This window comes from Coleofasciculus sp. B1-GNL1-01 (genome assembly GCF_040220235.1).
In the GTDB taxonomy this organism is placed as follows: Bacteria; Cyanobacteriota; Cyanobacteriia; order Cyanobacteriales; family Coleofasciculaceae; genus Coleofasciculus.
The window spans coordinates 1-4,023 of sequence record NZ_JAVJTO010000159.1 but is presented as its reverse complement, the minus strand read 5'-3'; the positions used below and the strand labels follow the sequence as shown (position 1 = coordinate 4,023).

Below are 4,023 nucleotides of genomic sequence, written 5' to 3'. Positions count from 1 at the left end.
AACGTAGTCTCCGACAAAAAATGAAACGGACTGCTATGGATAACGATTATATGATTCGAGTTCTTTCCTCGTGTTTCATTGACTCTACCTTAAATTCCTCTGACTCCTTATGTCAAGCCTAATTTAGATGCTCTTACCCTGTCGCCATCATCGCCCATCACTTCTGTAATTCGAGTTGTCATCGTTCATTCTCTCCTGTAACAGGACTTATGTAGGTACATCATATAGGGTGGCAATGGTGGGTTTCGACTTCGCTCAACCCACCCTACAGATAGAGGCTTTGCATAAGTCCTATGTAAGTTAGTAGTCGGCACGAAGCGTGCCATCAGCTTCATCATTTATAAATACCCGTGTTCGGCGAGGAATTCAGGGGAAATATCGTTCATCGGTAAAGAATTCCCACTAGGGACTTGATGTCCTAATAGTTTCTCAACATACTTGCCTAAAATATCGCTTTCTACGTTCACCCATTGTCCGGGCTGCAAATAACTCAAATTAGTTTGGGCATAACTGTGGGGAATCACGGCTACCTTAAACCAACTCCCCTGGGGGTCACACTCAGCAATGGTCAAACTCACCCCATTAACTGCAATACTTCCCTTCGGCACCAGAAAACGAGCAATGTGACGTTGCCATGATTTTTGTAACGATGCTGGTGCAGTAAAACATAGAATCCAGGAATTGGCTGTTCTGACCGAATCCTGTAGCGAACCAATGCCATCAATGTGACCTGTGACAAAATGTCCGCCAAGTTTATTACCTACCCGTATTGAGGTTTCCAAATTCACATAAGTGGCAGCTTGATGCCGTTGTCCCAAAGTAGTACGGCTTAATGTCTCATCTGATGCTGTTGCTACAAAACCTTGAGATAAAATTTCTTCAACTGTCAAGCAAATCCCATCAACGGCGACACTATCACCAATGGCGAGATCCTGTAGAATTACAGCAGCTTTGTCAGGAAGACAAGATAATTGAAAGCGATCGCCACCTAGGGGTTGCAAGGTTCCTAGTGCTTGAATTAATCCTGTAAACACGCTGTTATCAAAGTAACTGGTCTGGGAACACCGATTATAGAGGCTCCGTGATAAAATGATTTTAGGGGTAGTGAAGGGGAAGTCAAACTGAGGAACTCTTCTGAACTCATTCGTGTTTAGCGATGGGGACTACCCAAATACCGCGTATACATCAAGCCAGAGTTGGCAATATCAACCCTGGAAGCACCGACTTCATCACTTATCAAAACGAGTCTATCTTAAGGTTAGGAGACAAAGCAAGGAGGTGGCAGTTCACCAAAGCGAGGGAGATTAACCACTAGAGATCTATGGGGGACAAGGATAAACGGTTATGTGTTTTTTTCATAAAGTCCCGAAACAAACGTCCTGAGACTGGGGCATACTTGGAGAAGATAATCTTTTTGATCTCTGCCCAATTCAAAGATAGAGGACTGATTTTGGGGTTAATCGGTGAAGTAAGGAAAAAGCTAGTATGCTTGTTCTAGTTTTAATCCATCCAATGTGGCTTGACTGCTTCGCTTTGATGCCCTCGACGCCGACTGTATTCTAGAGGCTAAGCTAATGATTGAAATGAAAGTTGCTGGAATTGCATTAGATGCTGTCACCCGTAGCCCAATCGTGCTGCTGAAAGACTCACTAGAGCGACGCGCTCTGCCGATTTACATTGGACAAGATCAGGCAAAAGCAATTATCAGCGCTTTGGAACGCCAAAAAGCTCCCCGCCCTCTGACACATGATCTGTTTGTGGGTCTCATGGAAACATGGGAGATGAAGTTGGAGCGGATTATTATCCACTCCCTCCAAGATAATACCTTCTATGCGATCCTCTGCGTTCGTCAGGGTGAAGCCAAAAAAGAAATTGATGCTAGACCCAGTGATGCGATCTCGATCGCGCTTCGCACAGATAGTCCAATTTGGGTGATGGAAGAAGTTATCGCTGATGCATCAATACCCGTTGATCGGGATGCGGATGAAGAGGAACGACAGGCTTTCCGAGAGTTTGTCTCGAGCATCCGACCGGAAGACTTTTCCCAGCATAAAGGATTTAAAACGGGCGGTGAAGCTTAGGATGAGAAATGCATTATCGACGGTTTGGGAAAACAAATCTGTGGCTATCCGTGTTTTCCCTGGGAACCATGCGCTGCTTGGCGGGTGAGTCCGATGCTGAGGAAACCATACAGTACGCGATCGCGAATGGGATTAATCACCTAGAAACCGCCCGTAGTTATGGTAAGAGTGAGCCATATTTGGGGAATATCCTCAAAAAATTACCCTTACCCCGAGAACAACTCACGATTACCACCAAGCTACCGCCAACGCCTGATTCTCAGGTCATGGCTCAGTGGATTGATGAATCTTTAGAGCGTCTACAGCTCGACTATCTGGATTGCTTAGCCATTCATGGGATCAACACCTGGGAACATCTGACCTGGGTTGAGTCCCCTACAGGGTGTATGCAGGCAATACAAGACGCCTTAGCAGAGGGTCGGATTAGACACCTTGGCTTTTCCACTCATGCTTCCCTCGAGGTCATATTAGCGGCAATCCAGACCAATTTATTTGAATTTATCAACCTACATTATTACTACGTCTTTCAGCGTCATGCTCCAGCCGTAGCATTAGCGCACCAGAAGGATATGGGGGTATTTATCATATCTCCGGCGGATAAGGGTGGACGATTCTATACTCCCCCAGCGAAACTGGTTGAACTCTGCTATCCCTTTTCGCCACTGGAGTTGAACTATCGTTTTTTATTGAGCGATCGCCGAATTACCACCCTGAGTGTAGGACCTGCTAATCCACAGGAATTGGACGCACCGTTAGCCGTTGCGGATCAAGATGACTCCCTGACTCCCCAGGAAATTGAGGTATTTTCTCGGTTAGAAACCCAAGCTGAGACCGCTTTAGGAACAGATCGCTGTAGCCAATGTTACCAATGTTTGCCCTGTCCGGAAATGATTAATATTCCAGAGGTATTAAGGCTGCGGAATTTGGCTGTAGCTTATGATATGACAGATTACGGGACATACCGCTATGGCATGTTTGAAAATGCGGGTCATTGGTTTGCTGGGGTGAAAGGGAATCGGTGTACAAGCTGTGGTGACTGCTTACCTCGTTGTCCGGAACAACTGGATATTCCTGGTTTGCTAGCTGATACTCATCAACGTCTCAATGGATCTCCTCGGCGTCGGCTGTGGGGATAAATTGGGAGCATCCCAATTTAGCAGGTTAGCTGTTTGAGCTGCGATAAGTGTATCCGAGCCAATATCAAATCAGCTTTTAAAGTCAAATTCGGGTAAACTGGGTATCCAATTCCCTGATTTTAATTGCATCTCTATGGTTCCCATGCCCAGTTACCGCCCCAAACAACTCTCCCTTGGTCCATTAGAGGCAGAAATCTTAGAGATTATTTGGCAACTCGGTTCGGCTACCACAAAAGATGTTCACGAACGAATCTTGGCTGATCCAGACCGAGAGTTAGCCTATGCTTCCGTAACCACGGTATTGCGCCGCCTCACCCAAAAAGGCTGGCTAACGTGCGATCGCCAAGATCGGGCATTTCGTTGGCAACCCTTGCTCTCGCAGGAACAGGCGCGGATGCTGCAAGCCCATGATCAATTGAAGCGATTCCTGGCGGTGGGAAATCCTGATATCATCGCCGCCTTTGCCGACAGTCTCGACCAAGCTAGTCTAGAACAAATCGACGCGATCGCTCAGCGTTTGCAAGCCATCCGCGAAGCGAGGGAGGAACATTCAACAACCCCACGCTACTAACGTAGAGCGTGGGGATTGCAAGACAAATTGCAATTTAAACCGTTGAATACCGCTCTTAGTCTCAGTTTGGTACAGACACCCGGATACAACTCTGGTCCGGATTACCTCTAAAACCTTTTGTCGGGTTGTTGTTAAGCCAAGACATCTTAACTGAGATGGCGGTAAGGGACTACATTTCGACTTATCTCGACTTCGCTCGATACAAGTCGCTCAATGTAAATACTTTTACTCGGAG

4 protein-coding genes are annotated in these 4,023 nt (G+C 46.5%); 3 read left to right on the top strand and 1 reads right to left on the bottom strand.

The genetic code is table 11. From position 1 onward, the window contains the following. Window positions 1–338 precede the first annotated feature (338 nt). Entirely contained in the window at window positions 339–1,034 is a 696-nt protein-coding gene (ribE, locus tag RID53_RS34440; protein WP_446392374.1) for a riboflavin synthase, read from the bottom strand. Between the two features lie 540 nt (window positions 1,035–1,574). On the opposite strand from ribE, the gene RID53_RS34435 reads away from it, so the two are divergent. From RID53_RS34435 to RID53_RS34425, 3 genes are all read left to right on the top strand, one after another. Continuing rightward, complete coding sequence (locus RID53_RS34435; protein WP_006103665.1) at window positions 1,575–2,081, top strand: bifunctional nuclease family protein; 507 nt, start codon at window positions 1,575–1,577, stop codon at window positions 2,079–2,081. 8 nt (window positions 2,082–2,089) lie between these two features. Beyond that, window positions 2,090–3,217, top strand: a complete 1,128-nt coding sequence (locus RID53_RS34430) for an aldo/keto reductase (protein ID WP_446392373.1) — start codon at window positions 2,090–2,092, stop codon at window positions 3,215–3,217. A 133-nt stretch (window positions 3,218–3,350) separates the two neighbouring features. Further along, window positions 3,351–3,788: a BlaI/MecI/CopY family transcriptional regulator gene (locus RID53_RS34425; protein ID WP_446392372.1), complete on the top strand. Its 438-nt coding sequence runs from the start codon at window positions 3,351–3,353 to the stop codon at window positions 3,786–3,788. The last annotated feature ends 235 nt before the right edge of the window (window positions 3,789–4,023 follow it).

What these genes read in the sequence shown, in the direction of transcription:
- RID53_RS34435 (WP_006103665.1), top strand. Translation starts at nt 1,575, where the DNA reads ATGATTGAAATGAAAGTTGCTGGAATTGCATTAGATGCTGTCACCCGT.
- RID53_RS34430 (WP_446392373.1), top strand. Translation starts at nt 2,090, where the DNA reads ATGCATTATCGACGGTTTGGGAAAACAAATCTGTGGCTATCCGTGTTT.
- RID53_RS34425 (WP_446392372.1), top strand. Translation starts at nt 3,351, where the DNA reads ATGGTTCCCATGCCCAGTTACCGCCCCAAACAACTCTCCCTTGGTCCA.